The organism is Geomicrobium sp. JCM 19039 (assembly GCF_000698145.1).
In the GTDB taxonomy this organism is placed as follows: Bacteria; Bacillota; Bacilli; order Bacillales; family Marinococcaceae; genus Geomicrobium_A.
The window spans coordinates 1-1,004 of the sequence record NZ_BAXB01000056.1 but is presented as its reverse complement, the minus strand read 5'-3'; the positions used below and the strand labels follow the sequence as shown (position 1 = coordinate 1,004).

The 1,004-nt window shown below is 46.3% G+C and carries 7 tRNA genes; all 7 read right to left on the bottom strand.

Annotated elements, in window-relative coordinates:
• Positions 1 to 81 precede the first annotated feature (81 nt).
• Positions 82 to 157 (bottom strand) — tRNA-Ala (locus JCM19039_RS21245).
• A gap of 21 nt (positions 158 to 178) precedes the next feature.
• Positions 179 to 255: transfer RNA gene (locus tag JCM19039_RS21240), tRNA-Pro, on the bottom strand.
• 281 nt (positions 256 to 536) lie between these two features.
• A tRNA-Arg gene (locus tag JCM19039_RS21235) sits at positions 537 to 613 on the bottom strand.
• Between the two features lie 13 nt (positions 614 to 626).
• Positions 627 to 701 (bottom strand) — tRNA-Gly (locus tag JCM19039_RS21230).
• 16 nt (positions 702 to 717) lie between these two features.
• Positions 718 to 793, bottom strand: a tRNA-Lys gene (locus JCM19039_RS21225).
• 41 nt (positions 794 to 834) lie between these two features.
• Positions 835 to 910: transfer RNA gene (locus JCM19039_RS21220), tRNA-Thr, on the bottom strand.
• Between the two features lie 14 nt (positions 911 to 924).
• Positions 925 to 1,000, bottom strand: a tRNA-Val gene (locus JCM19039_RS21215).
• Positions 1,001 to 1,004: the final 4 nt, after the last annotated feature.

Sequence of the window (1,004 nt, the reverse complement as noted above, 5' to 3'; positions counted from 1 at the left end):
CTCGTGCTTCTTAATAGAAGCGCTAGCTTTATTGCTTTAATTCGCTTATCTTTCATTCAGTTTTCAAAGGGCAATATTAAATGGTGGAGCCTAGCGGGATCGAACCGCTGACCTCCTGCGTGCAAAGCAGGCGCTCTCCCAGCTGAGCTAAGGCCCCATATGTTGTCCAATATTTAAATGGTCGGGAAGACAGGATTTGAACCTGCGACCCCTTGGTCCCAAACCAAGTGCTCTGCCAAGCTGAGCTACTTCCCGCTTTATTGAAAATAAACTGCGAATCTCTTCGTCAACTGCATTCACTCGTTCGTGTCGTGTACCGTGTACACTCACTCTCTCATTCACTTGTTTCCTCGACCTTCTTGTTTCTTTTCAACAAAAAGTCTTAAATAAACTACGAATGTCTGCGTCAACTGTATTCACTCGTTCGAAACGTGTACTGTGTACACTCACTCTCTCATTCAATTCTTTGACCTTTTTGTTTCTTTTCAACAAAGGACTCAAATACATGGTGAATCTTTGTGTAAACTAAATAAAAATGGCGCGCCCGAGAAGAGTCGAACTCCTAACCTCCTGATCCGTAGTCAGACGCTCTATCCAATTGAGCTACGGGCGCACATGAAATTGTTTGGAGCGGAAGACGAGATTCGAACTCGCGACCCCCACCTTGGCAAGGTGATGTTCTACCACTGAACTACTTCCGCAGTATATTATAAAAAATGGTGAGCCATGGAGGACTCGAACCTCCGACCCTCTGATTAAAAGTCAGATGCTCTACCAACTGAGCTAATGGCTCATCACAGTCATATAACGTTCACTGCACGTAATAGACGAAACTGGTGCCGGCCAGAGGACTTGAACCCCCAACCTACTGATTACAAGTCAGTTGCTCTACCAATTGAGCTAGACCGGCACAAAAAAAATAAATGGTGGAGGGTGACGGGTTCGAACCGCCGACCCCCTGCTTGTAAGGCAGATGCTCTCCCAGCTGAGCTAACCCTCCGGAT